Annotated in this window: 22 protein-coding genes; 4 read left to right on the top strand and 18 right to left on the bottom strand. The window is 74.3% G+C overall.

The features are described from left to right. Nucleotides 1–57 precede the first annotated feature (57 nt). The 11 genes from IEX99_RS00930 to htpX all read right to left on the bottom strand — a co-directional run bounded on the left by IEX99_RS00930 (nucleotide 58) and on the right by htpX (nucleotide 13,445). Nucleotides 58–531, bottom strand: coding sequence for a hypothetical protein (locus IEX99_RS00930; RefSeq protein WP_188897502.1), 474 nt, complete (start codon nucleotides 529–531; stop codon nucleotides 58–60). Nucleotides 532–631: 100 nt separating this feature from the next. Further along, nucleotides 632–2,557 (bottom strand): potassium transporter Kup, encoded by a 1,926-nt coding sequence (locus IEX99_RS00925; RefSeq protein ID WP_188897500.1) that lies wholly within the window; start codon nucleotides 2,555–2,557, stop codon nucleotides 632–634. A 94-nt stretch (nucleotides 2,558–2,651) separates the two neighbouring features. Continuing rightward, nucleotides 2,652–3,452 (bottom strand): amino acid ABC transporter ATP-binding protein, encoded by an 801-nt coding sequence (locus IEX99_RS00920; protein WP_188897498.1) that lies wholly within the window; start codon nucleotides 3,450–3,452, stop codon nucleotides 2,652–2,654. Nucleotides 3,453–3,468: 16 nt separating this feature from the next. Continuing rightward, entirely contained in the window at nucleotides 3,469–4,779 is a 1,311-nt protein-coding gene (locus tag IEX99_RS00915) for an amino acid ABC transporter permease (RefSeq protein ID WP_188897496.1), read from the bottom strand. Between the two features lie 3 nt (nucleotides 4,780–4,782). Further along, nucleotides 4,783–5,985: an amino acid ABC transporter permease gene (locus tag IEX99_RS00910; protein WP_188897494.1), complete on the bottom strand. Its 1,203-nt coding sequence runs from the start codon at nucleotides 5,983–5,985 to the stop codon at nucleotides 4,783–4,785. Nucleotides 5,986–6,108: 123 nt separating this feature from the next. Further along, nucleotides 6,109–7,164: an amino acid ABC transporter substrate-binding protein gene (locus IEX99_RS00905; RefSeq protein ID WP_188897492.1), complete on the bottom strand. Its 1,056-nt coding sequence runs from the start codon at nucleotides 7,162–7,164 to the stop codon at nucleotides 6,109–6,111. Nucleotides 7,165–7,319: 155 nt separating this feature from the next. Next, entirely contained in the window at nucleotides 7,320–8,045 is a 726-nt protein-coding gene (locus IEX99_RS00900; protein WP_188897490.1) for a sensor histidine kinase, read from the bottom strand. Nucleotides 8,046–8,079: 34 nt separating this feature from the next. Continuing rightward, nucleotides 8,080–9,873 (bottom strand): transglycosylase domain-containing protein, encoded by a 1,794-nt coding sequence (locus tag IEX99_RS00895; RefSeq protein WP_229677723.1) that lies wholly within the window; start codon nucleotides 9,871–9,873, stop codon nucleotides 8,080–8,082. Between the two features lie 376 nt (nucleotides 9,874–10,249). After that, on the bottom strand, nucleotides 10,250–11,200 hold the full coding sequence (locus tag IEX99_RS00890) for a TIGR03619 family F420-dependent LLM class oxidoreductase (protein ID WP_188897488.1): 951 nt from the start codon (nucleotides 11,198–11,200) through the stop codon (nucleotides 10,250–10,252). A 184-nt stretch (nucleotides 11,201–11,384) separates the two neighbouring features. Next, nucleotides 11,385–12,404, bottom strand: coding sequence for a Bug family tripartite tricarboxylate transporter substrate binding protein (locus IEX99_RS00885; protein ID WP_188897486.1), 1,020 nt, complete (start codon nucleotides 12,402–12,404; stop codon nucleotides 11,385–11,387). A 69-nt stretch (nucleotides 12,405–12,473) separates the two neighbouring features. Further along, a complete protein-coding gene (gene htpX / locus IEX99_RS00880) occupies nucleotides 12,474–13,445 on the bottom strand; it encodes a zinc metalloprotease HtpX (RefSeq protein WP_188897484.1) in 972 nt (323 codons plus the stop codon). An 88-nt stretch (nucleotides 13,446–13,533) separates the two neighbouring features. Between htpX and IEX99_RS00875 the strand changes: the two genes are divergently transcribed. Next, on the top strand, nucleotides 13,534–13,875 hold the full coding sequence (locus tag IEX99_RS00875) for a succinate dehydrogenase assembly factor 4 (protein ID WP_188897482.1): 342 nt from the start codon (nucleotides 13,534–13,536) through the stop codon (nucleotides 13,873–13,875). A 266-nt stretch (nucleotides 13,876–14,141) separates the two neighbouring features. Here the strand turns inward: IEX99_RS00875 and IEX99_RS00870 are convergent, their stop codons facing one another. Further along, nucleotides 14,142–15,302 (bottom strand): MFS transporter, encoded by a 1,161-nt coding sequence (locus IEX99_RS00870; RefSeq protein ID WP_188897480.1) that lies wholly within the window; start codon nucleotides 15,300–15,302, stop codon nucleotides 14,142–14,144. A gap of 111 nt (nucleotides 15,303–15,413) precedes the next feature. Here IEX99_RS00870 and IEX99_RS00865 point away from each other — a divergent pair, with 111 nt between their 5' ends. Continuing rightward, nucleotides 15,414–16,424: a zinc-binding alcohol dehydrogenase family protein gene (locus tag IEX99_RS00865; RefSeq protein ID WP_188897477.1), complete on the top strand. Its 1,011-nt coding sequence runs from the start codon at nucleotides 15,414–15,416 to the stop codon at nucleotides 16,422–16,424. A gap of 350 nt (nucleotides 16,425–16,774) precedes the next feature. Here the strand turns inward: IEX99_RS00865 and IEX99_RS00860 are convergent, their stop codons facing one another. From IEX99_RS00860 to IEX99_RS00845, 4 genes are all read right to left on the bottom strand, one after another. Further along, a complete protein-coding gene (locus IEX99_RS00860) occupies nucleotides 16,775–17,326 on the bottom strand; it encodes a DUF4262 domain-containing protein (RefSeq protein ID WP_188897475.1) in 552 nt (183 codons plus the stop codon). A gap of 288 nt (nucleotides 17,327–17,614) precedes the next feature. After that, nucleotides 17,615–18,502, bottom strand: a complete 888-nt coding sequence (locus IEX99_RS00855; RefSeq protein WP_188897473.1) for a prephenate/arogenate dehydrogenase family protein — start codon at nucleotides 18,500–18,502, stop codon at nucleotides 17,615–17,617. Further along, nucleotides 18,495–19,607: a histidinol-phosphate transaminase gene (gene hisC, locus IEX99_RS00850; protein WP_188897471.1), complete on the bottom strand. Its 1,113-nt coding sequence runs from the start codon at nucleotides 19,605–19,607 to the stop codon at nucleotides 18,495–18,497. Before hisC ends, IEX99_RS00855 begins: the two co-directional genes overlap by 8 nt. 4 nt (nucleotides 19,608–19,611) lie before the next feature. After that, on the bottom strand, nucleotides 19,612–20,517 hold the full coding sequence (locus tag IEX99_RS00845) for a chorismate mutase (RefSeq protein WP_188897469.1): 906 nt from the start codon (nucleotides 20,515–20,517) through the stop codon (nucleotides 19,612–19,614). Nucleotides 20,518–20,651: 134 nt separating this feature from the next. Between IEX99_RS00845 and metX the strand changes: the two genes are divergently transcribed. Next, nucleotides 20,652–21,806, top strand: coding sequence for a homoserine O-acetyltransferase MetX (gene metX, locus IEX99_RS00840; RefSeq protein WP_188897467.1), 1,155 nt, complete (start codon nucleotides 20,652–20,654; stop codon nucleotides 21,804–21,806). Nucleotides 21,807–21,922: 116 nt separating this feature from the next. On the opposite strand, the gene IEX99_RS00835 is transcribed toward metX, so the two are convergent. Beyond that, nucleotides 21,923–22,399: a PEGA domain-containing protein gene (locus tag IEX99_RS00835; RefSeq protein ID WP_188897465.1), complete on the bottom strand. Its 477-nt coding sequence runs from the start codon at nucleotides 22,397–22,399 to the stop codon at nucleotides 21,923–21,925. Between the two features lie 236 nt (nucleotides 22,400–22,635). Here IEX99_RS00835 and metW point away from each other — a divergent pair, with 236 nt between their 5' ends. Continuing rightward, nucleotides 22,636–23,274, top strand: a complete 639-nt coding sequence (gene metW, locus IEX99_RS00830) for a methionine biosynthesis protein MetW (protein ID WP_188898232.1) — start codon at nucleotides 22,636–22,638, stop codon at nucleotides 23,272–23,274. A gap of 62 nt (nucleotides 23,275–23,336) precedes the next feature. Here metW and IEX99_RS00825 read toward each other — a convergent pair whose 3' ends face one another. Further along, nucleotides 23,337–23,576 (bottom strand): hypothetical protein, encoded by a 240-nt coding sequence (locus tag IEX99_RS00825; RefSeq protein ID WP_188897464.1) that lies wholly within the window; start codon nucleotides 23,574–23,576, stop codon nucleotides 23,337–23,339. Nucleotides 23,577–23,698: the final 122 nt, after the last annotated feature.

Raw genomic sequence — 23,698 nt, 5'->3', positions numbered from 1 at the left:
TCCTTCCGCGTCCCGCCCCGTCCCCCGGTGCGGGCGGCATGGTCGCCGACCTCGGCGTCAGCCGACCCCGACGATCCGATAGCCGTACTCGCGCCCATCCGGCTCGGTGATCAAGAGGTACTCGCCGGGCCGCATCGTGCCGGGCACCTGCAGGAATTGCTGGAGCGGCGCGTCGGAGAGGTCCGCTGCGGCGCCTGGCTCCGCCTCGCCGGACGCCTGCCCCGCGATCCGGCCGCCCCCCTCGCCGGGGGCGGCCGCGCCGCCGAACAGGCGCAGCGACCAGCCGGAATCGGGATCGTACTGCACGTCGCCACGCCGCTCAGGTTCCCCCGGCCAGAGCCGTCGCGCCGGCCAGGGCTCCGGATCCGCGGCCCAGGCCCCGGGGTCGAGAGCGCCCCGCGAATCGAGAATGACGCGCAGCTCATAGCGATGCTCGGGGCTGCCCTCCGGGAAGGCCGGGCCGTGCGCCATCGCCAGGGTCACCGTGACGCGCCGTGCCGCCGTGCCGCCGCCCCCGCCTGCGCTTCCCATCCCGCGTCTCCTGCCCACCGTCCGTCCAACGGGCCGGCAGCCTAGCGGAAACGCGGTGCCGCCGGACGCGGTTCGCGGCGCGCCCGGGGGCGGCTGGGCGTCAGATCGCCACCCGCACGCCGAGCTCGACCACACGGTCCGAGGGGATGCGGAAGAATTCCGTCGCCGGCACCGCGTTGCGCGACATCAGGCCGAACAGCCACTGCCGCCAGCGCGACATCTTCGGCACCACCGCCGCGACCACGGTCTCGCGCCCGAGGAAGTAGCTCGCCTGCATGGCGTCCCAGGCGACGCCCTCGGCGCGGAGCTGCTCCAGTTCCCGCGGGACGTTCGGGCTCTCCTGGAACCCGTAGCGGATGATCACGCGGTGGATGTCGGGGGCGAGCTCCGTCACCTCGCGCCGCCGTTCCGGCGGGACCGCAGGGATGTCCTCGTTGAGCACGGTGACGAACAGCACGCGCTCGTGCAGCACCTTGTTGTGCTTGAGGTTGTGCAGCAGGGCGTTCGGCACGTAGTCGGCCTGGCTGGTCATGAACACGGCGATGCCCGGCACCCGGATCGTCCGGCTGTGCGGCAGCCGGGCGAGGAAGGAGCGGAGCGGCAGGCTGTCCTGGCGGAAGCGGGCGAACAGCAGCTCCCGCCCGCGGTGCCAGGTGGTCATCATCGCGAACAGCGCCCCGCCGATGATCAGCGGCACGTAGCCGCCCTGCGGGATCTTCAGCACGTTGGAGAGGAAGTAGCCGGCGTCGAGGAGGAAGAGCGGGCCGAACACCAGCACGACGAAGGGCAGCGGCCAGCCGAACCGCCGGCGGAAGACCAGGAAGGCGAGGGTCGAGGTGCAGAGGAAGGTGCCGGTGACCGCGAGCCCGTAGGCGCCGGCGAGCGCCTCCGAGCTGCCGAACGACAGCACCAGGATGACCACCCCGGCGAGCAGCCCCCAGTTCACCTGCGGCATGTAGATCTGCCCCTCCTCGGTCTCCGAGGTGTGGCGCACGATCAGCCGCGGCAGGAAGCCCATCTGGATGCACTGGCGCGCGATCGAGTAGGCGCCCGAGATCATCGCCTGGCTGGCGATGATGGTCGCCGCCGTGGCGAGGAAGACGAGCGGCAGGCGCCCCCATTCGGGGGCGAGCAGGTAGAACGGGTTGGCGATCGCCGCGGGGTCGCCGAGCAGCAGCGCCCCCTGGCCGAAGTAGTTCAGCGTCAGCGCCGGCAGCACGAAGCAGAGCCAGGCGACGCGGATCGGCCGGCGGCCGAAATGGCCCATGTCGGCGTAGAGCGCCTCCGCCCCCGTCACCACCAGCACCACCGAGCCGAGCGCGACGAAGGTCGCGAGCGGATGGGCGGCGGCGAAGGCGACCGCGTGGTGCGGCGACAGCGCCTCGAGCACCTCCGGCCGCTGCGCGATGCCGACGAGGCCGAGCAGCGCGAGGACGGCGAACCAGACCGCGGTGACCGGCCCGAACACCGCGCCCATGGTGCCGGTGCCGCGGTACTGCACGAGGAACAGCGCCAGGATGACCGCGACCGAGAGCGGCACCACGAACTCCTCGAAGGCGGGATCCACCACCTTCAGCCCCTCGATCGCCGACAGCACCGAGATCGCCGGCGTGATGGTGCCGTCGCCGAAGAACAGCGACGCGCCGGCGATGCCGACCAGCGCGACCAGCCATCGCCCGCGCTCGTCCCGCGCCGCGCGCATGGCCAGCGCCATCAGCGCCAGGATCCCGCCCTCGCCGCGGTTGTCGGCGCGCAGGATGAAGACGATGTACTTCACCGTGACCGTCAGGATCAGCGCCCAGACGATCATGCTGAGGACGCCGAGGATGTCGGCGCGGCCGATCTCGGGACCGAACAGGAGGAGCGAGGCGCGCGCCGCGTAGAGCGGCGAGGTGCCGATGTCGCCGTAGACGACGCCGAGCACGCCGAGCAGCAGGCCCGCCGTGAGCGGGCGCCCGGCGCCGGGCGCGCCCGTGGCCGGCGACAGGGCGCGGCCGCCTGCGGAGGGGAGGTGTGCGTCGCTCATCTGGGATGCCCGGGCGGGCGGGGCATAGGCCGTCCGCCTGCGTGCGGCAAGCGCATTCGCCGCCCGCGTGCCCGCGCGTGCGCCGCGCTCCCGCTCAGTGTTCCCTGAGGATCTGGCTGAGGAACAGCCGCAGCCGGTCTGTCTTCGGGTCGTTGAAGATCTCGTCGGGGGTGCCGACCTCGACGATCTCGCCGCGGTCCATGAACACCACCCGGTCGGCGACCTGGCGCGCGAAGCCCATCTCGTGCGTGACCACCATCATGGTCATGCCGGTCTCGGCCAGCTCGACCATCACGTCGAGCACCTCCTTGATCATCTCGGGGTCGAGCGCGGAGGTCGGCTCGTCGAACAGCATGATCTTCGGCCGCATGCAGAGCGCGCGCGCGATCGCCACGCGCTGCTGCTGCCCGCCAGAGAGCTGGCCCGGGTACTTCAGCGCCTGCTCCGGGATCTTCACCCGGGTGAGCAGCTCCATCGCCAGCTCTTCGGCCTCCTTCCTCGGCATGCGGCGCACCCAGATCGGCGCGAGGGTGCAGTTCTCGAGCACGGTGAGGTGCGGGAACAGGTTGAAGCTCTGGAACACCATGCCGACCTCGCGCCGGATGGCGTCGAGCGCGCGCAGGTCGTCGGTGAGCTCGATGCCGTCCACGACGATCCGCCCCTCCTGGTGCTTCTCGAGGCGGTTGATGCAGCGGATCATGGTGGACTTGCCGCTGCCCGAAGGCCCGCAGACCACCACCCGCTCGCCCGGCGCGACGGCGAGCGAGACGTCGCGCAGCACGTGCAGCGCGCCGAACCACTTGTTGACCCGGTCGAGCAGGATCGCCGGCGGCGCGTCCGTGTGGGCGGCGGAGGCGACGGGCGCGCCCTCCGGCGTTGCGGCGGTCTGGCTCATCGTCGCGCCCCTCCCCTCAGCGCCGCCGGTGGCGGTTCAGCTCCGCCTCCAGGTTCTGGCTGTACTTCGACATGGCGTAGCAGAACATGAAGTAGATCAGGCCGACGAAGATGTAGACCTCGACGCCGAAGCCCTGCCAGGCCGGCTCGATGATCGCGGTCTTGCCCGCGGTCAGCAGGTCGAAGATGCCGATGATCAGCACCAGCGAGGTGTCCTTGAAGAAGCCGATGAAGGTGTTGACCAGCGGCGGAATCACCAGCCTCAGCGCCTGCGGCAGCACGATCAGCCCGGTCTTCTGCCAGTAGGTGAGGCCGAGCGCGTCCGCCGCCTCGTACTGCCCGCGCGGCAGGGCCTGCAGGCCGCCGCGCACCACCTCGGCGAGGTAGGCGCCGGCGAACAGGATGATCGCGATCTGCGCGCGCAGCAGCTTGTCGATGTTCATCCCCTCGGGGAGGAACAGCGGGAACATCACGCTCGCCATGAACAGCAGCGAGATCAGCGGCACGCCGCGGATCAGCTCGACGTAGAGCACGCAGAGCATCCGGATCGCCGGCAGCTCGGAGCGCCGCCCGAGCGCCACCAGGATCGCCAGCGGGAAGGCGAAGGCGAGGCCGAAGGTCGCGAGGATCAGCGTGATCGGCAGCCCGCCCCAGCGCTCCTGCGACACGTAGGGCATGTCGAGCACGGGCCCGGCCCAGGCCAGCAGGGCGTAGACGATCAGCGCGCTCGGCAGGGCGACGCCGATCCGCCCGTGGCGGTAGGCGAAGCCGGCGCCGGCCAGAAGGACGAGGGCGAGGACCTGCTCGTAGGGCTGCCGCAGCAGCCCCGGGGCGGTGTTCCCGCCCCACATCAGGATGCCGATCAGCGTCAGCACCCCGGCCCAGATCATCACCAGCTCCTTCCGCCAGAACCGGCGCAGGGCGGAGACGACGTAGAGCCCGACGAAGAGCAGGACGACCAGTGCCGGGCGCCAGTGCTCCTCGAAAGGATAGGTGCCGAAGAGGATGAAGCGGTGCTTCTCCGTCACCACCGCCCAGCAGGCGCCGACGCCCTTGATCTCCCGGCAGGCCTGGGTCTGGTTGTGCGGCACCTCCCAGATGGCGTTGACGAAGGCCCACTCGACGAAGCCGATCGTCCAGCGGACGATCAGGTAGGCCAGCAGCAGCGTGACCGCGGTGGAGAGCCAGGAGGAGAACAGGTTGCCGCGCAGCCAGGCGAGCGGCCCGACCGCCGTCGCCGGCGGGCTGCGCGGCGCCGAGGCCTCGCCCGGGACGCGCGCGACCGCGGTGTCGAGCCGGACGCGGGCGGTGGTGTCGGCGGGGGCCATGGCTCAGCGCTCCACCAGCGCGATCCGCGCGTTGTACCAGTTCATGAAGGCGCTGATGGACAGGCTGATGGTCAGGTAGACCGCCATGATGATGGCGATGCCCTCGATCGCCTGCCCGGTCTGGTTCAGCGTCGTGTTGGCGATGCTCACGATGTCCTGGTAGCCGATCGCGACGGCGAGCGAGGAGTTCTTGGTCAGGTTCAGGTACTGGCTCGTCATCGGCGGCACGATCACGCGCAGCGCCTGCGGCATCACAATCAGCCGCAGCACCTGCCCGTGGCGCAGGCCGAGCGCCTGCGCCGCCTCCCATTGCCCGAGGTTCACCGCCAGGATCCCGGCCCGCACGATCTCGGCGATGAAGCCGGCCGTGTAGGTGACCAGGCCGATGAGCAGGGCGAAGTACTCCGGGCTCATCGTGACGCCGCCGACGAAATTGAAGCCGCGCAGCGTCGGGCGGTCCACCGTCCAGGGCGCCCCCATCGCCGCCCAGACCGCGACCGGCAGCCCGAGGATGAGCAGCACGGCCGCCGGCCAGGCCCGCCGCGGCTGCCCGTCGGCCATCTGCCGCGCGCGCGCCCACCGCGCGTAGAGCCAGGCGCCCGCGGCGCCCGCCACCAGCGCGAGCAGCGCCGCCGTGTGCGCCCCCTGCCACTCGATCCAGGGCAGCTTCAGCCCGCGGTTGGAGAGGTACACCCCGTCCACCGGATTGAGCGCCTGGCGCGGGCCGGGCAGCCCCTGCAGGATCGTGTACCAGAACAGCAGCTGCAGCAGCAGCGGCAGGTCGCGGATCACCTCGACATAGGCCGAGGCGAGCCGCGCCAGCAGCCAGTTGCGCGACAGCCGCGCGATGCCGATCGCGGTGCCGAGAATGGTCGCCAGCAGGACGCCCACCACCGCCACCTTCAGCGTGTTCAGCACGCCGACCAGCAGCGCGCGCGCATAGGTGTCGGTCGGCGAGTAGTCGATCAGGTGCTCGCCGATCGGCAGCCCGGCCTCGCGCCCGAGGAAGCCGAAGCCGGTGGCGATCCGGCGCACCTCCAGGTTATGCGCCGTGTTGCGCACCAGCCACCAGACGACCGCCACCACCACGCCGACCACCAGCACCTGCCAGACGATGGCGCGCACCCGCTCGTCCGACCACGACAGGCGGAGCGGCCGTCGCGGCGGGGTGCGGAAGTGGCGCGGGTCGGTGGTCGCGTCGGACATGACGGGAGCCTCGTCCGGTTTCTTCCTTGCCCGCGGCCGCGGCATCGTGGGCGCCCGCGGGATACGCCGGCCGCGGGCCGGTTGCCGGGCCGCACGGCGCCGTGCGGCCCGGCCGTCATCGCCTCACCGGAAGGGCGGCGCGTACTGCAGCCCGCCCTGGGTCCACAGCCGGTTCGGCCCGCGCTGGATGCCGAGCGGCCCGAGGTTGCGCTCGAACACCTCGCCGTAGTTGCCGACCGCCTTGATCGCCCTCAGCGCCCAGTCGTTCGGAAGGCCGACCATCTGGCCGAGATCGCCGGTGCGGCCGAGCAGGCGCTGGACCTCCGGCCTCGGGTCGCTCTGCGCGGCCCGCTCGACGTTCTCCCGGGTGATGCCGAGCTCCTCCGCCGCGACCAGGGCGAAGTGGGTCCAGGCGACGATGTCGCGGAAGCGCGGATCGCCCTGGCGGACGACCGGGCCGAGCGGCTCCTTGCTGATCACCTCCGGCAGGATCCGGTGCTCCTCCGAGCGAGGGCCCTGCGCGGCGCGCGTCGAGGCGAGGCCGGAGACGTCGGTCGTGTACACGTCGCAGCGTCCGGCGATGTAGGCGCCGACCGCCTCCTCCATGCGCTCGATCACCACCGGGCGGATCTGCATGTTGTTGGCGCGCGCCCAGTCGGCGAGGTTCTGCTCCGTCGTGGTCCCGGGCTGCACGCACACCGTCGCGCCCTGCAGCTCGGAGGCGCTCTGCACGCCGGTGCTGACCTTCACCATGAACCCCTGGCCGTCGTAGAAGTTGATGGCCGGGAAGTCGAAGCCCAGGCTGGTGTCGCGCGAGAAGGACCAGGTCGTGTTGCGGTACAGCACGTCCACCTCGCCGCTCTGCAGCGCGGTGAAGCGCTGCTGCGCCGTCAGCGGCACGTAGCGCACCCGCTCCGCGTCGCCGAGCAGGGCGGCGGCGAGGGCGCGGCAGTAGTCCACGTCGAAGCCCTGGAACCGGCCCTGGGCGTCCGGGGCGCCGAACCCGGCGAGCCCGGTGTTGACGCCGCAGACCAGCGTGCCGCGCGAGCGGATCACCTCCACGGTGTTGGCGGCCGGCGACTGCTGCGCCGGCTGCTGGGCATGCGCGGCGGGAAGGGCCGTGGCCGCCCCCGCCAGCGCCAGAACCGCCGCGCCCAGGGCGCGGATCGTGCCGAGCATCGTCTTCCTCTCCCTTCTTCCTGCCGCGTCCGCCTCCGGCGCGACGCGCGCTCTCGCCAGGCGATGCTGCGCCATTGCCTCGCGCCGGGGCAACGCGCAAGCGTGCGCGCGGGCGCGGCTCGCGCGGCGGCGGCGCCCTCCGGGGGGCGCACCGCCTAGGACCGGGGGGGCGCCGCCTCCTCCGGCGCCGGCGGCAGGACCAGGGTCAGGGTGACCCGATCCCCCGGCGCCTCGCTCGCCTCGAGCCGCCCGCCGGCGCCTTCGGCAAGGGCGCTCAGCGCCGCCGTGGGCGGCGCCGGCGGCAGGCCGGAGATCACCAGCGCCGCGCCACCCCCCGCGGCCGGGCCGAGCGCGAGGCGAACCGTCCCGCCGCAGGACAGCCGCGCCACCGCGTCGCGCGCCGTCTCCAGCAGGCCGAGGTCGAACAGCGTCCGGTCCAGGCGCACCGGCGCTAGCCCCTGCGCCTGCTCGATCGCGAGGCTGATGCGCGAGCCCGCCACCAGGCGCAGCAGCGGCTCGACCGCCGCGAGCGCCGCGCCCGGATCGACCGCGGCGAGGTCCGGCAGCGGCCGCCGCGCCAGCACCGTGAAGGCCCGCACCACCGCGTCGAGGCGCCGGCTGGCCAGCGCCACCCGCTCGATCTGGCGCTGCGCCGGCCCCTCCTCGGGCAGCGCGCGCCGCAGCGATTCGACGTTCGCGAACAGCACCGTCAGCAGGTTGTTGACCTCGTGCTGCAGCGGCGGCGCAAGCGCGGCGAGCAGGCGCTGGCGCGCCGCCCGCGCGGCGAGTTCGGCCGGCGCGGGGCCGCCGTCGCCGCCCGCCTCCCGCGCCGGACGCCCCTCCTCGCCGGGCGCCGCCGGTCCCAGGGAAGCCTCTTCCATCCGCGCCGTCCTCCGCCGAGTGCCTCGTTCCGCGTCAGCCCCGCGGCGCGCGCTCCCGCGCCGCTGCTCCCTGCCCCCGACCGTAGGCCTCAAGGATATCGCGGAACAGCCGGGCGGCGAGGGTGCCGCCGCGCACCCCGTCCATGGGACTCGCGTCGTCATTGCCGAGCCAGATGCCGAGGACCAGCGGCCCGGCGCCGGCGGCGGCGCCGCTGGCCGGTGCGGCGACGAAGCCCACGAACCAGGCGTCGCGGTGGTCCTGGCTCGTCCCCGTCTTGCCCGCCACCTCGCGGCCGGGCAGCGCCGCCGCGCGGCCCGTGCCATAGCGCACGACCGCCTCCAGCATCCGGCGCAGCGCCTCCGCATGCTCGGCCGCGACCACGGCGCGCCCGGCCGCCGACCCGCCGGCCCGCGGCACGGCGAGCGCCGTCCCGTCCGCGCCGCGCGCCGCGGCGATGCCCTCCGGCACGACACGTCGCCCGCCATTGGCGATCGCCGCATAGGCCGCCGCGAGGTCGAGCAGCGTCACCTCCCCGGTGCCCAGCGCCAGCGAGGCGTCGCGCGGCAGCCGGTCGGCCTCGAGGCCGAGCCGCGCCGCCACCTCCGCCACTCGCCGCGGGCCGCCGGCCCGCTGCAGCACCCGCACCGCCGCGGTGTTGACGCTGTGCGCCAGCGCCTCCTCGAGCGTGATCTCGCCGCGCGCGCGCCACTCCCCGTTCCCGGGCGACCAGTGGCCGAGGCGGAGCGCGGTGTCCGCCACCATGTCCCCCGGCCGCATCCCCTGCTCGAGGGCGGCGAGGAAGACGATCGGCTTGAACGCCGAGCCGGGCTGCCGGCGCGCCTGGGTGGCGCGGTTGAACGGGCTCTCCCGATAGTCCCGGCCGCCCGCCATCGCCCGCACCGCGCCGCTCGCCGCATCGAGCGCCACCACCGCGCCCTGGGTCACCCGCGCCCTCGCCCCCGGGCCGGCGAGCAGCGCCGCGAGCTCCGCCTCCACCGCCGCCTGCAGGCGCGAATCGAGGGTGGTGCGCAGCACCAGGTCGCCCGCACCGGGGAAGCGCGCCGCCAGGCTCTCGCCGCCGGCGAAGCCCTGCACCCAGTCGGCGAACCAGCCGGCGTCGCGGCTCGGCGCCGGGACGAGGCGCAGGCGCTCGCCCTCGGCCGCGACCAGGGCGCGCGGGATGAGGCCCTGCTCGGCCATCGCCCCCAACACCTCCATCGCGCGGCCGATCGCCGCCTCCGGCGCGACGCGCGGGTTGAGCCGCGACGGTGCCTTGGGCAGCCCGGCGAGCAGCGCCGCCTGGCCGAGCGTGACCCGCCGCGCCGGGACGCCGAAGTACAGCCGCGCCGCGGCGTCCACCCCGTAGGCCCCGGCGCCGAGATAGACGCGGTTGAGATAGATCTCGAGCAGCTCGTCCTTGGTGAAGCGCCGCTCCAGCCACAGCGCCAGCAGCGCCTCCTGCACCTTGCGCCGCAGGCTGCGCTCCGGCGTGAGGAACAGGTTCTTCGCGAGCTGCTGGGTGAGGGTCGAGCCGCCCTGCGCGACGCGCCCGGCGGTCAGGTTGACCCAGGCCGCGCGCGCCATCCCGACGGGGTCGAGGCCGAAATGCTCGCGGAAGCGCCGGTCCTCGATGGCGATCAGCGCCGCCGGCAGATGGGGCGGCAGCTCCGAGAGCCGCAGCGGCTCGCCGTAGAGGTCGCCGGAGGTGGCGAGGAGCCGCCCGTCCGCCGCGAGCAGGGTGACGGAGGGCCGGCGCGTCGCGGCGAGCGCCGCCTCCGGCCGCGGCAGGTCGTAGGCGAACCAGAGCAGCGCGCAGCCGAGCGCCACCCCGCCCCAGACGGTCAGGAGGATCGCCCAGCGCAGCAGGCGCAGCGGGAGCGGCCGGCGGCGAGGGCCGGGCCCGCGGGCGGTCCGGCGCGCTCCCCGCGCCGCCGGCCGCGCGCGCCCGCTGCGCCATCCGCCGCCGCCTCGGCCACCCCCCGTCGGACCGGCGCGGGCGGCGGCGGGCGCGGCATGGCGGGCAGCGGCGGGACGGGAGGCCATCCCGCCCCTCTACCACAAGGCGAAGCGGCCGCCCGCGCAGCCCCCGAAGCCGGCGGCGGAAGCGTCCGCGCGGCCCTCCGTCCGCCCGGCCGCGCAGCCGCGCCTTCCGTCTCGGCGCCTCATGCCGGCCCGACCGCCGCGCCCGCGCCCCTGCCGCCGCTCAGATCCGGTCCATCACCTCGGCGCGGAAGCGGCGCATGTCGGCCATGGACTTCTCGGCGTCGCGCCCCTCGAAGTCGAAGTCGATCGCGGTCACGCCGAGCGCGCGCAGCGCCTTGATGTCGGCGATGACGTTCGCGACGCCGTTGGTGAACAGCCGGCGGTGGCCGTCGCTCGCCGGCGGCGCCTCGTGGCCGTGGCGCTTGACGCGATAGGCCACGCCGATCCGCTCCGGGTCGCGCCCCGCGGCCTCGGTCAGCCTGCGCAGCTTCGCGATCCCCGCCTCCAGCCGCGGCAGGGTGTCGAGCAGGTGCGCGTTGTTGCTGCCGATCGGATACCAGGCGTCGCCGACGCGCGCGGCGCGGCGCATCGAGGGCCCGCTCTCGCCGCCGACCCAGATCGGCGGGTGCGGCCTCTGCACCGGCCTCGGCTCCATCACCAGCCCGTCGTAGCGCACGTACCTCCCGGCGATGTGCGGCTTGTCCTCGGTCCACAGCCGGCGGAAGGCGTCGACGTATTCGTCGGTGACGGCGCCGCGCTCGGCGAAGGGCGTCGTCACCACGGCGTCGAACTCGGCCCGCAGCCACCCCGCGCCGATGCCGACCGTGAGCCGCCCGCCGGAGAGCACGTCGAGCGTGCCCAGCATCTTCGCCGCCAGCACCGCCGGCCGGTGCGGCACCACCAGCACGGCGAGCACGAGCCGGATGCGCTCCGTCTTCGCCGCGACCCAGGCGGCGGCGGTCAGCATCTCGAAGCGACGGCCTGGATCGGGCGAGTAGAACGCGCCCGACTCGGAATAGGGATAGCCCGGCACGCTGGTGTCCGGCAGGGCGATGTGGTCGGTGAGCGTCAGGTAGTGGAAGCCCAGCTCCTCGCCGAGCCGGGCGACGCGGGCCATCGTCTCCGGCTCCGCCATCGGCCCGCTGTTGGGCAGGTTGAATCCGATCTGCATGCGTTTCCTCTCCCTCCCGCGCCGTGGCGCTCCGGGTCGAAGCCGGGCGCCGGTCGCCCCTCCGCCCTTCCGTCCGCCTCCAATGCACCGATTCCGGGGGGAACCCAAGCGCCGGAGCCGCCCGGCCGGGGGCGGGAACGCGCCGCCGCCCCCCGATCCGGCGTGCCCGCGCGCCGCGCCCGGCTCAGCTCTCTGGCCGGATGCCCAGGCGCTCGATCAGCGGTCCCCAGCGGCCGATCTCCGCCGCGACCAGCGCGCGCAGCGTGGCCGCGTCGCTGCCCACGACCTCGAATCCCGCCGCCTCCAGTGCCCGCCGCGTCGGCGGCGAGTCGAGCGCCTTGCCGGCCTCTGCCGAGAGGCGGGAGACCCGCTCCTCCGGCGTCCCTGGCGGGGCGAACAGGCCGATCCAGCCGTAGGCGCCCTCGCCCGGCTCGCCCGCCTCGCGCAGCGTCGGCAGGTCGGGCACCGGCGCGAAGCGCGCGTCGGTGCTGACCGCGAGGCCGCGCACCGCTCCCTCCCGCACCTGGCCGAGCACCGCGCCGGAGGCGGCGAACATCGCCTGGATGCGCCCGGCGACCAGCTCCGTCACCGCCTGCGGCACCGAGCGGTAGGGCACGTGCGTCATCTCGAGCCCGTGGCGCGCCGCCAGCTCCGCCATCAGCAGGTGTCCGAGCGTCCCCGCGCCGACCGAGCCGTAGTTCAGCGCGCCGGGGTTCGCCTTCGCGTGCGCCACCAGCTCAGCGACGCTGCGCGCCGGCACCGAGGGGTGCACGACGAGCACGAAGGGCAGGCGCGTGAGCAGCGAGACCGGCACCAGGTCGGTCGCCGGGTCGTAGGGCAGCGCGGGATTGAGGATCTTCGCCGTGCTGGCCGGTCCGCCGATCGAGACGCCGATGGTGTGCCCGTCGGTCGCCTTGGCGATCGCGTCGGTGCCGATCGTGCCGCCGCCCCCCGCACGGTTGTCCGGCACGAAGGGCTGGCCGAACACCTGCTGGTAGTGCTGGGCCACGGCGCGCGCCGCGATGTCGGGCGTCGAGCCGCCGGGATAGGGCACGATCACCCGCACCGGCCGCTCCGGCCAGGAGGCGGCCGCGGCGCCGCGCGCCCCCTGTGCCCGCGCCGGCGCCGCCGGGCCGGCGATGCCGGCGGCGGCGAGGCCGATCAGGGCGTGGCGGCGCGTCGGCGCCGAACAGGGCGTTGCCATCGGCGGTTCCTCCCGGATCCATGAGGGCCGCCGCGGGATGCAGCACAGGCGGGGCCGATCGTCCAGCCGTCAGCCCCAGGGATTGCGCCAGCCGCCGCCGGTGCGGCCGCGCCCGGCGGCGCCGCCCCAAGGCCCCTGCGGGGACCTGGCGGAGCCGCCCCTCCACGCCGCCGGCGCGCCCCTCGCCGCCTCCATCTCCCGCGCGAGGGCCTCGAGCGCGCTGATCCGGTTCTCGGTGCTCGGATGGGTCGAGAACAGGTTATCCATCCGTTCGCCGGAGAGGGGGTTGACGATGAACAGGTGCGCGGTCGCCGGATTCGCCTCCGCGGTCTGGTTCACGAGGCCCTGCTTGTAGTGCTCGAGCTTCATCAGCGCGCTCGCCAGCGCGCGCGGCATGCCGCTGATCTCCGCGCCGCCGCGGTCGGCCTCGTACTCGCGCGAGCGGCTGATCGCGAACTGCACGATCATCGCCGCCAGCGGCGCGACCACCAGCAGCAGCAGCAGCCCGATCGGGCCGAAGGGATTCTGGCGCCCGTTGTCCCGGCCGCCGAACAGGAAGCCGAACTGCGCCAGCATGCCGATCGCGCCGGCGATGGTGGCGGTGACGGTCATGATCAGCGTGTCGCGGTTCCTGATGTGCGCCAGCTCGTGCGCGATCACGCCCGCCACCTCGTCCTCGTCCAGCATCTCGAGGAGGCCGGTGGTGATCGCCACCGCGCCGCGCTCCGGGCTACGCCCGGTGGCGAAGGCGTTGGGCTGCTGCTCGTGGATGACGTAGAGCGCGGGCATCGGCAGCCCGGCGTTGGCGGCGAGCTGCCGCACCATCTGGTAGAGGCGCGGCGCGTCCTCCGGCCCGATCGGCTGCGCGTGGTGCATGGCCAGCACGACACGGTCGCTGTTCCACCAGGCGAAGAGGTTGGTCGCGGCGGCGAAGGCGAAGGCGATCAGCATCCCTTGCTGCCCGCCGATGAGGTAGCCGATGCCGACGAAGAGCGCGGTCAGCCCCGCCAGCAGCACCGCCGTGCGCAGATATCCCCGCATGATGCCCGTGTTCCGATCCGTCCGTGGTGGGGCCCGCGGGCCGGCGGCTCCCGCCGCGGCGGGTGTCCAACCCGGGGAGACATCCCAGATGATGCGCATGAGCACGCTCGACCAGAGGGGGCCGGCTCCCGCCGCGCCTCGCCCCTCCCCGACCGGGCAGGCGCCGACGCCGCCGCACCCCGAGCCGCCGCCCGGGCCGATGCCCCCGGGCCAGCCCACCCCGCCGCCCGCGCCGGACCTGCCGGAGGTGCCGGTGCAGGACCCGGACGGCCCGGAGCCGCCGCTGCCCGGCGACCCGCAGCGCCCCCCGGCGGGCGACCCGGAGCCGCCCCGACCGCCCCGGATGACGAAGGAGATCGGCGGCCCGAGTGGCCCCGAACCGACCCGCTACGGCGACTGGGAGCGCAAGGGTCGGGTCAGCGACTTCTGACCCGTCCCGGGCGGGGCGGCACATGGGCCGCGGACGCGAAGACGCTTGTGGTTCGGGCGACGCGCGACCCGCAAGATGTTGTGATCCGAGAACGCGCGGTGGACGCCGAGGGCGAGTCAGCGATTCGTTCGCGCGACTCGGATCAGACGGTTGAATCCACGCGGCATTAACGGAGGCGCCCGGCAGGCTTGTTCGTTCTTCGTTCGAGAACGACCGGACCGAATCGGGCCAGCCGAGGCGAATGTTCTCAGCCCACGCCGCCCGTCTCAACGCGAGCGTCGCCCCAGCCCCAGGGCGAGGCCCGCCAGCACCGCCGCGAAGGCGGCCAGGGTCGCCCCCGTCCCCCAGAGCGACAGCCCGGCGCCGAACAGCACCGGCCCGAGCGACTGCCCGATGAAGAAGCCGCAGGCGTGCAGCGCCATCGCCGAGGCCCGCGCCGTCGGCGCCACCTCCGTCACCCGCGCCTGGATGGAGCCGTGGACCATGTAAAAGCCGACCCCGAGGGCGAGCGCCGCCGCCGCGAACCCCCACCAGACCGGCGCCGCGGCCAGGCCGAGCAGCGCCGCCGCCCCGAGCGCCCCCCCGGCCCGCACCACCCAGGCCTGTCCGAACCGGGCCAGCAGCGGCCGCGCCAGCGCCGCATAGACGAAGCCCCCGGCCCCGAAGGCGCCGATCGCGAAGCCTGCCTCGGCCGCCCCGCCCAGGCCCTGCGCGGCGAGGAGGGCGGCGAAGAAGGGGAAGCTCCCGAACACCACCGCCCCCTCGACGCACACCGCGCCGTAAAGCTCGAGCGCCGCGCGGTTCGAGAGGATCGCCCGGTAGCGGGCGAGCGCCTCGGCGAGGTCGAACCGCCCCGCCGCCTCCGGCACGCCAGGCAGCGGTGTCGCGCGCACCACGAGAGCGGCGAGAAGGGCCACCGCGGCGCAGAGCGCCATGACCCCGCGCCAGCCGACATACGCCTCCAGCACCCCCGCGACCGCCCCGCCCGCCACCTGGCCGGTGATGGCGAAGAGCAGGAGGCGGCTCAGCGCCACCTGGCGCTCCTCGAGGCGCACCGTGTCGCCGATCAGCGCCATGGCGAGCGGCATGGTCGCGCCCGAGGCCGCCCCGGCCAGCATGCGCGCCGCGAACAGCGCGCCGAACCCCGGCGCCAGGGCGCAGGCGGCGAGCGCCAGCGCCATCACCACCAGCCCCGCCGCCATCACCCGCCGCTTGCCGAGGCTGTCGGCGAGCGGCCCGAGCACGGGCTGCACGCCGGCGAGCGGCAGGGCGTAGGCGGTGGCGAGCAGGGCCGCGGTCGCCACCGGCACGCCGAGGTCGAGCGCGATCACGCCGACCAGCGGATCGGTCACGCGGGTCGCGAGCGCGCCGGCGAAGGCGCCGCTGCCGACCACCAGGATGAGACGCCGCGCCGTCCTCGCCGCCATGCCGCGCCATGCTGCAGCGCGGAACGGTCGCCGGCAAGCCGCCCCCCGACCGCCCTACACGCGCGCCGGCGCGACGCCATCTCCTGCGATGGCGATCAGGGAGGACGCCCCATGAAGGCCGTCGGCTACACCCATTGCCATCCGGTCGATCACGACGAGGCGCTGCTCGACCTCACCCTGCCCGACCCGCCCGCGCCGAAGGGACGCGACCTGCTGGTCGAGGTGCGCGCGGTCAGCGTCAATCCGGTGGACACCAGGCTCCGCCGCACCGCGGATCCCGCCGGCGAGCCGCGCGTGCTCGGCTTCGACGCCGCCGGCGTCGTGCGCGCCAAGGGGCCGGAGTCGGTGCTGTTCCCGCTCGGCGCGGAGGTGTTCTACGCCGGCTCGATCGCGCGCCCCGGCACCAATGCCGAGCTCCATCTGGTGGACGAGCGGATCGTCGGCCACAAGCCGCGGACGCTCTCCTTCGCCGAGGCCGCGGCGCTGCCGCTGACCGCGATCACCGCCTGGGAGGCGCTGTTCGACCGGCTGCGCATCCCGCGCGGCAAGCCGGCGGAGGGCGGCGCCCTGCTCATCACCGGCGGCGCCGGCGGGGTGGGCTCGATCGCGATCCAGCTCGCGCGGCGGCTGACGGGCCTGAAGGTGATCGCCACCGCCTCGCGCCCCGAGAGCCGGGCCTGGTGCGAGCGCATGGGGGCGCACGTCGTGCTCGACCACTCCCAGGATCTCGCGAAGCAGGCGAAGGCGCTCGGCGTGCCGATCCCCTACGTCTTCGCGGTGACGCAGACGGAGCGGCACTGGAACGCGCTGTGCGAGCTGCTCGCCCCGCAGGGCGGCATCTGCGTGATCGACGACCTCGGCGCGGCGGAGGTGTCGCGCCTCAAGCCCAAGGCGGCGTTCCTGGCGTGGGAGGCGATGTTCGCGCGCCCCGTCCACCAGACGCCCGACATGATCCAGCAGCACCGCCTGCTCGACGAGGTGGCGCACCTCGTCGACACCGGCGCGATCCGCACCACGGTGACCGCGCATCTGGGCCGCATCGACGCCGAGCGCCTGGTCCGGGCGCATGCGATGGTCGAGAGCGGGCGGATGATCGGCAAGGTGGTGCTGGAGGGGTTCTGAGCGCGGGAAGGCGCGGCGCCGCGCGCGGTTGAGGAGGCCGTGATGATGTACCTCCTCGCCGTCCTGGTCCCGCCGCTGGCGATCCTGCTCGCGGGCCGTCCGGTCCAGGCGGCGTTCAACGGCCTCCTCTGGCTGGCGGGGCTGGTGCTGCTGATGCTGCCCTTCGTGCCGGGGGCGATGACCTGGGCGGTTGCGGTCCTCTGGGCGCTGGTGGTCGTGCGCAACCGGCGCATGGGGGCGCGCGACCGGCGGCTGGTCGAGCAGGCGATCGCGCGGGACCGCGCGGCGGGTCTCGTAGCGCGCCGCATCGGCCCGAAGCCCGACGCGCAGGGGAGGGCCGTTCGGGAGCGTCAGGCCCGGCGGATGGCGCCGCCGCGCGGCCGCCGGGGCGGCCCGAGGCCGAGCCCGGTCTGGCTGTGCGCCATCCGGGCGTCGCATCCGCGGTCCCAGGGGAAGCGGCCGGCGGCGTCGGGCAGGAACACCTGCACCGCGCGGACCGCGCGATCGAGGCGGTCGCCCTGCACGAGGTCGGCGATCTGCAGGTGCTCCTGGGCGGCGTCGGCGCGCACCGCGTCGAACGCCACCGCGAGGCGCGGGACCACCTCGGAGACGCGCTCGCCGGGCTCGAAGCGCGCCCCCGCCTTGACGCGCTCCCCGGCCGCGCCGAGCACGCCCTGCACGATGCGCTGGGAGAAGTTGCCGACCAGCACGACCTCCGGATGGTCGAAGCCCGTCTCGAGCCCGACGGTGTAGGCGAAGGGCGGGCGTTCTCCCTCGGCGCCGACCGCCACCACGGCCCAGCCGCGCCGGGCGATGGCCTCGGCGACCCTGTCGATGACCTGCCGCAGCGCCGGCCCGATGTCCGTCGCCGCGCCGCCTGTGTCGTGTCCGCCTTGGGTCATTCGCGGCGCTCCTCGGGTTCAGTCCGGACAGATGGGGTGCCCGGTGCCGGGTGCGACCCCCACCCTGCGATCGCCTCGCGCGTCGCGGCGGTGTCCCGGCTGCGACGCTTCTCCTGCGCCGCCCGCTCGCGAGGCGATCGCCTCCCCTGGAACAAGGGAACGCCTCCAGGGCAGCCGAACCCGCGCCGTCCGCGTTCGCATCCGCGGGCGGCCGCGAAGCCCGGGATGGCGCCGTCCGACCCGCCCGGCGCCGCATCCCCAGGCGCGGCCGGGTACCACCCCGCGCCCTCACGCCTGCTTGCGCTCGATCAGCCCCCGCCGGATCTTCCGCCCGCGCGCGATCCGGTCCTCGATGAACGCGGCCTGCCCCCAGCGGATCGCGCGGCCGAGCGCCTGCGCGTCCTCGGTGAAGCGCGCCAGCATCTCCAGCACCGCCTCGCGGTTGTTGAGGAAGATGTCGCGCCACATGTCCACGTCGGAGGCCGCGATGCGCGTGAAGTCGCGGAAGCCGGAGGCGGCGTACTTCAGCACCGCCTCGCGCGTCTCCTGCGCCAGGTCGTCGGCGGTGCCGCAGATGGTGAAGGCGATCAGGTGCGGCAGGTGGGAGACGATCGCCAGCACCTTGTCGTGCGTCGCGGCGTCCATGGTCTCGACCATGCTGCCGCAGCGGCGCCAGAGCTCGGCGATCCTCTCCACCGCCACCGGGTCGGCGCCGGGCGGCGGCGTCAGGATGCAGTAGCGGCCCTGGAACAGCTCGGCGAAGCCGGCGTCGGGGCCGGAGTGCTCGGTGCCGGCCAGCGGATGCGCCGGCACGAGCTGCACGGTGGAGGGGGTGAGCGGCAGCAGGTCGCGCAGCACGCTCCCCTTGGTCGAGCCGACATCCGAAAGCACGCAGCCGGGCGCGAGGTGCGGCGCGATCGCCTCCATCACCGGCGCGTAGGCCCCGACCGGCACGCAGAGGATCACGCCGTCCGCCCCGCGCACGGCGCGCGCCGGATCGGCCTCCACCTCGTCGGCGATGCCGAGCTCCCGCACCCGCTGGAGCGTCGCCGGCGTCTTCGCGTTCGCCACCACGGCCCGCGCGATGTCGCCGCGCGCGCGCGCGACGCGCGCGATGGAGCTGCCGATCAGCCCGACGCCGATCAGGCACAGGCGCTCGAACAGCGGCTCAGCCACGGCCGTGCGCGGGCCCCGCCCGCATGAACGCGGCCAGCGCCTCGATCACCATCGTGCACTCCTCGCCGGTGCCGACGGTGATGCGCAGGCACCCGGGCAGGCCGTAGGCGCCCATCGCGCGGACGATCAGGCCGCGCGCGCGCAGCGCCTCGTCGGCGGCCCTCGCGCGCGCCGGCGCGCCGAAATCCGCCAGCACGAAATTGCCCTCGCTCGGCCAGACCGTGATGCCCGCCGCGCGCAGGCCCTCGGCCAGCCGCGCGCGCCATTCGGTGTTGTGCGCGACGCTGCGTTCCACCCAGCCGGGCTCGGCGAGCGCGGCGATGCCCGCCGCCATCGCCGCGGCGTTCACGTTGAAGGGGCCGCGCACGCGGTTCAGCACGTCCACCACCGGCGGCTGCGCATAGGCCCAGCCGAGCCGCATGCCCCCCAGCCCGAACACCTTGCTGAAGGTGCGCGTCATCACGACGTTGCCGGCCGGGGACGCGTCCACCAGCGCCGCGCCCGGATCGTAGTCCGGCCGCGTCACGTACTCCGCGTAGGCGGCGTCCAGCACCAGCAGCACGTCCTCGCGCAGCCCCGCGCGCAGCCGCGCCACCTCGGGGGCCGGCAGCAGGCTCCCGGTCGGGTTGTTCGGGTTGGCGAGCATCACGATGCGCGTGCGCGGCCCGACCGCGGCGAGGAGGCCGTCCACGTCCGCCGTCAGGTTCCGCTCCGGCACCTTGATCACGCGGCAGCCGGCCCAGGTGCCGGCGATCTCGTACATCAGGAAGCCGTGGGCGGACATCACCAGCTCCGTCCCCTCGCCGCCATAGGCGAGGATGAGCAGCGCCAGCAGCTCGTCCGAGCCGTTGCCCACCACGATGCGCGCCGGATCGAGGCCGAAGCGCGCCCCGATCGCCGCGCGCAGCGCCTGCGCGCCGCCGTCCGGGTAGCGGTGGGCCTCCTGCGCCATCGCCGCGATCGCGGCCGCCGCGCCGGGCGGCGTGCCGAAGGCGCCCTCGTTGGAGGAGAGCTTCACGATCCGGTTGACGCCCGGGATCTTCGATTCGCCCCCCACATAGGGCTCGACGGCGAGGATCGAGGGGCGGGGCTTTGGCGCGGCCATCGCGTCACTCTCCGGTCTCGGGCACCGCGTAGGCGCCGAGGATCTGCGCGCGGGCGAAGGGCAGCGACTCGAGCTGCGCCGCGGCGGCGGCATCGCCGGCGAGGTAGCCCTCCACCTCGGCCAGGGCCAGCGTCGCCGCGTCGTGGCGCTGCAGCATCAGGCTCCGCGGCGCGAGCCCCGCGGCGGCGAGCGCGGCGGAGAGGCGCGCGCGGCTCTGCCCCGCCTCGACCTCCAGGCGGATCAGGGTGCGGTCGCGCCCGGTGGGGTCGGCCGGCACGACGGAGAGGACCAGCGCCTCCGGATCGCCCTCGACGAAGCGCGGGCGGAAGAAGGGCAGGCGCGCGACGACCTGGATGCGCGGCGAATCGAGCTTGGTCCACCAGGCGGCCTCGGGCGTGTCCTCCTCCTCCGGCGCCGGCAGCACGGCGACCGAGGCCTCGCCGGCGGCGATCGCGGCGAGGGCGCGCGCCGGCGTCGGCAGGGTGCGGATCGGCGTCGCGGCGCCGAAATGCTCGCGCGCCAGCCGCGCATGGCCCGAGCCCGCGGAGGGCGCGAAGACGGCGACCGAGAAGGGGCCCTGCAGGGCCGTGGAGGCGGCGAGGATCTCGCGCCAGAGACGCACCAGCGCGGCGGCCGGCATCGGTCCCGCGTGGCGCGCGAGCAGGCGGCGCAGGATCTGCGCCTCGCGCCCCGGTCGCAGCGCGGGGCCGTTGCCCTTGGTGCCGCTGCCCGCCATCCGCTCGACCAGCGCGAAGCGCCGCATCAGCAGGTCGTGCAGGGCGTCGTCGAGCCGGTCGAGCTCGGCGCGGAAGGCGGCGAGATCGAAGGGCGGCGGCTCCGGCGAGGCGGCCGCGGCCGGTGCCGCTCCGGCGGGGGCCCTGGGGGTCTGGGGTGCTTGGCTCTGTGACATCGCGCGCGCGGAATGGGCGCGCAGCAATAGACGCCGCCGCGCCGCCCGCCAAGCCGGCCCGGGGAGGGGGCGGCCGCGGGGGGGGCCGGCTTCCTTGCCGCCCCGCGGGGCACACCCTAATGCTGCGCCCCGCCATGAGCCAGGCCGTCGCCCCCTTCCCGGTGGTGGACCACCAGCGCGTCGTCTTCCCCGACGGGCTGGCGCTCGACTGCGGGGCGGTGGTGCGGCCGCTGGTCGTCGCCTACCGCACCTACGGCACGCTGAACGCGGACCGCAGCAACGCCGTGCTGGTCTGCCACGCCCTGACCGGCGACCAGTACGTGGCCGAGACCCACCCGGTCACCGGCCGCCCGGGCTGGTGGGAGAGCGTGGTGGGCCCCGGCCGGCCGATCGACACGGACCGCTTCTTCGTCGTCTGCGCCAACGTCCTCGGCGGCTGCATGGGCTCGACCGGGCCGCGCGAGGAGATGACGGACGCCGAGGGGCGCGGCCTCGGCCGGCCCTGGGGGACGGATTTCCCCCTCGTCACCATCCGCGACATGGTGCGGGCGCAGAAGCGGCTGGTGGACCACCTCGGCATCGCGCGGCTGCTCTGCGTCGTCGGCGGCTCGATGGGCGGGATGCAGGTGCTGGAGTGGGCGGCGGAGTATCCGGACGCGGTCTTCGCCGCCGCGCCGATCGCGACCGCCGCGCACCATTCGGCGCAGAACATCGCCTTCCACGAGGTGGGGCGCGCGGCGATCCACGCCGACCCCGACTGGGCCGGCGGGCGCTACTGGGAGACCGGGCGCGTCCCCGCCCAGGGCCTTTCGGTGGCGCGAATGGTGGCGCACATCACCTACCTCTCGGAGCAGGCGCTGACGCGGAAGTTCGGCCGCCGCCTGCGCGGGGCGAGCGCGCTGACCTTCCTCGAGGACGTGTTCGAGGTGGAGAGCTACCTGCGCCACCAGGGCTCGACCTTCGTGCGCCGCTTCGACGCGAACAGCTACCTGACGATCACGCGGGCGATGGACTATTTCGACCTCGCCGCGGAGCACGGCGGGGAGCTGGCGAACGCCTTCCGCGGCACGCGGACGCGGTTCTTCGTCGCGAGCTTCTCCTCCGACTGGCTGTTCCCGACGAGCGAGAGCCGGGCGCTGGTGCGGGCGCTGAACGCGGCGGCGGCGAATGTGAGCTTCGTCGAGATCACCTCGGACAAGGGGCACGACGCCTTCCTGCTCGACGAGCCGGACTTCCACCGGGCGCTGGGGGGGTTCCTGCGGGGGGCGGCGGAGAGGGTGGGGGTGTAGGGGCGTCCCGACCCTGAGGCGAAGGGCGGCCCGCCCGCTCGATCGCGCCTATTGCGCTCGGCATGGGAACAGGCGCCATGCGGGAAGCGCAGCGCGAGTTCACGGGACCAACCTCGTCAGATGCCGGGTCCGCGAAGGCGACGATGCGCCACCGGCCGGACAGGCGCATTTTCTGCCGGTTCCGTTGCGAGAGGCGGAGGCGGCGCGGCGGGACGCGGGTTCTCCGCCAACTCAAGCCGTACCTCCGACGGATAGCGATTGTTGGCGCCCGACGCGATGTCCACGGCGACGCCGACGAGGCCACCGACAAGAATGTTGCCGAAGGTCGTCCCGGTGAAGGTCGGCGACGTCGTGACTGACGCGGTCTGGTAGCCTTCCTTCGTGCAGGTGACGGTCAGATCGTGCCGGCTCTTGTCGATCCGGACACTTCCGGGCGTGATCGGGACGGCGCCGACGCGTTCGCCATTGCGGTCTATGGTGCAGGTTGCGCCTGCCGGAGTGGTCGAAACGGTCACCGTGTCGCTGGTGCCCTCCACGACCGTGGCGCAAGCCGGCAGGACAGCCGCGAATACAAGCACCGCCACCCTTTTCATTCAGGCCCTCCATAGCGGCAACTATTTCAAGTTAGATCCGGAATTTCCGTTACGAAACGGGTTTGAACCGAATTCCGCTGGGCTGTCCGGCTCCCGTCACCCGCGTCCCGGCCGCTGCGCGCTTGCCCCGCTCCACCCCCCAAGGCTATCCGGCCTCAAACTTCGCGAGTCGCGCCCTTTCGGCGCAGGACCCCATGCCCGAATCCCCCCCCGACATCCGCTACGTCGCCAAGAACATGCGCCTCGATCTCCGCCTGATCGCGGAGATGATCCCTCCCGGCGCCCGCGTCCTCGACATCGGCTGCGGCGACGGCACCCTGATCGAGCACCTGACGCGCGAGAAGAACGCCGACGCCCGCGGCATCGAGATCGACATGGCGCTCGCCACCCGCGCCGTCGCCGCGGGGCTTGCGGTGATCCACGGCGACGCCGACACCGACCTCGCCTTCTACCCCGACGGCGCCTTCGACTACGTCGTCCTCTCCCGCACTCTCCAGGCGGTCGGGCGGCCGCGCGAGGTGCTGCGGCAGATGCTCCGCATCGGCCGGCACGCCGTCGTCAGCTTCCCGAATTTCGGCCACTGGCAGGTGCGCTGGCGCCTGCTCGTCAGCGGGCGGATGCCGGAGACCGAGACCTGGGACCGCCCCTGGTACGAGACGCCCAACATCCACCCCTGCACGATCCGCGACTTCTTCGAACTCTGCCGGCTCGACGGCTACGTGGTCGAGCGCTGGCTGGCGGTGGACGAGCGGGGCCTCAAGGCGCCCTGGACCCGCTCCGTCTGGCTCGCCAACCTGTTCGGCGAGCAGGCGCTGTTCCAGCTCCGCCGCGCGCAGCCGGGCGAGGCGCCGGGGGGCGATCGAACGTACGGTTGAGGGCGTGCCGCCGCCCTCGCGCCTGCCCTCGCGCCCACCTCACGGGCGGGCGCCGGCGGCGCTCAGTGCAAGGGGCTGGCCCGCTTCCGGCGCCGCGATGCGCCGGTCCCGGCTGGCGCGACCCTCGCCGCGGGCATCCCGTGGCCCGGGGGTACCAGCGCGGCCGCCAGCGCCGCGTGATCGGCCGCGGCCGTCGCGCCGATCCGGCGGCACTCGGCCTCGATGTAGGACAGCATCAGCAGCAGCGCCGACCGATCGACCTGCTCCGTCTGCCGCTTGCCCAAAGCGATGGAAGCGCTCATCGCCCAACTCCCGAGTGCACGGCGAAGATCATCGCATGCCGATCACGGTTCCGTGAAGTGGGTATGTGTCCGCGCTTTTTCCACCATTTGGCGAGGATCCGGCCCCCCGGAAGCGCCGGTCC

Origin of the sequence: Caldovatus sediminis (genome assembly GCF_014644455.1) — a bacterium.
Classification (GTDB): Bacteria; Pseudomonadota; Alphaproteobacteria; order Acetobacterales; family Acetobacteraceae; genus Caldovatus; species Caldovatus sediminis.
This window is presented reverse-complemented; position numbering and strand designations above follow the sequence as displayed.

Excerpts from the sequence above, each read along its gene's own strand:
- IEX99_RS00825 (WP_188897464.1), bottom strand. The coding sequence starts at position 23,576 with ATGAGCGCTTCCATCGCTTTGGGCAAGCGGCAGACGGAGCAGGTCGAT.
- IEX99_RS00925 (WP_188897500.1), bottom strand. The coding sequence starts at position 2,557 with ATGAGCGACGCACACCTCCCCTCCGCAGGCGGCCGCGCCCTGTCGCCG.
- IEX99_RS00845 (WP_188897469.1), bottom strand. The coding sequence starts at position 20,517 with ATGTCACAGAGCCAAGCACCCCAGACCCCCAGGGCCCCCGCCGGAGCG.
- htpX (WP_188897484.1), bottom strand. The coding sequence starts at position 13,445 with ATGCGGGGATATCTGCGCACGGCGGTGCTGCTGGCGGGGCTGACCGCG.
- hisC (WP_188897471.1), bottom strand. The coding sequence starts at position 19,607 with ATGGCCGCGCCAAAGCCCCGCCCCTCGATCCTCGCCGTCGAGCCCTAT.
- metW (WP_188898232.1), top strand. The coding sequence starts at position 22,636 with ATGCGCCTCGATCTCCGCCTGATCGCGGAGATGATCCCTCCCGGCGCC.
- metX (WP_188897467.1), top strand. The coding sequence starts at position 20,652 with ATGAGCCAGGCCGTCGCCCCCTTCCCGGTGGTGGACCACCAGCGCGTC.
- IEX99_RS00865 (WP_188897477.1), top strand. The coding sequence starts at position 15,414 with ATGAAGGCCGTCGGCTACACCCATTGCCATCCGGTCGATCACGACGAG.
- IEX99_RS00875 (WP_188897482.1), top strand. The coding sequence starts at position 13,534 with ATGATGCGCATGAGCACGCTCGACCAGAGGGGGCCGGCTCCCGCCGCG.
- IEX99_RS00910 (WP_188897494.1), bottom strand. The coding sequence starts at position 5,985 with ATGTCCGACGCGACCACCGACCCGCGCCACTTCCGCACCCCGCCGCGA.
- IEX99_RS00870 (WP_188897480.1), bottom strand. The coding sequence starts at position 15,302 with ATGGCGGCGAGGACGGCGCGGCGTCTCATCCTGGTGGTCGGCAGCGGC.
- IEX99_RS00885 (WP_188897486.1), bottom strand. The coding sequence starts at position 12,404 with ATGGCAACGCCCTGTTCGGCGCCGACGCGCCGCCACGCCCTGATCGGC.
- IEX99_RS00915 (WP_188897496.1), bottom strand. The coding sequence starts at position 4,779 with ATGGCCCCCGCCGACACCACCGCCCGCGTCCGGCTCGACACCGCGGTC.
- IEX99_RS00900 (WP_188897490.1), bottom strand. The coding sequence starts at position 8,045 with ATGGAAGAGGCTTCCCTGGGACCGGCGGCGCCCGGCGAGGAGGGGCGT.
- IEX99_RS00920 (WP_188897498.1), bottom strand. The coding sequence starts at position 3,452 with ATGAGCCAGACCGCCGCAACGCCGGAGGGCGCGCCCGTCGCCTCCGCC.
- IEX99_RS00860 (WP_188897475.1), bottom strand. The coding sequence starts at position 17,326 with ATGACCCAAGGCGGACACGACACAGGCGGCGCGGCGACGGACATCGGG.
- IEX99_RS00905 (WP_188897492.1), bottom strand. The coding sequence starts at position 7,164 with ATGCTCGGCACGATCCGCGCCCTGGGCGCGGCGGTTCTGGCGCTGGCG.
- IEX99_RS00835 (WP_188897465.1), bottom strand. The coding sequence starts at position 22,399 with ATGAAAAGGGTGGCGGTGCTTGTATTCGCGGCTGTCCTGCCGGCTTGC.
- IEX99_RS00930 (WP_188897502.1), bottom strand. The coding sequence starts at position 531 with ATGGGAAGCGCAGGCGGGGGCGGCGGCACGGCGGCACGGCGCGTCACG.
- IEX99_RS00890 (WP_188897488.1), bottom strand. The coding sequence starts at position 11,200 with ATGCAGATCGGATTCAACCTGCCCAACAGCGGGCCGATGGCGGAGCCG.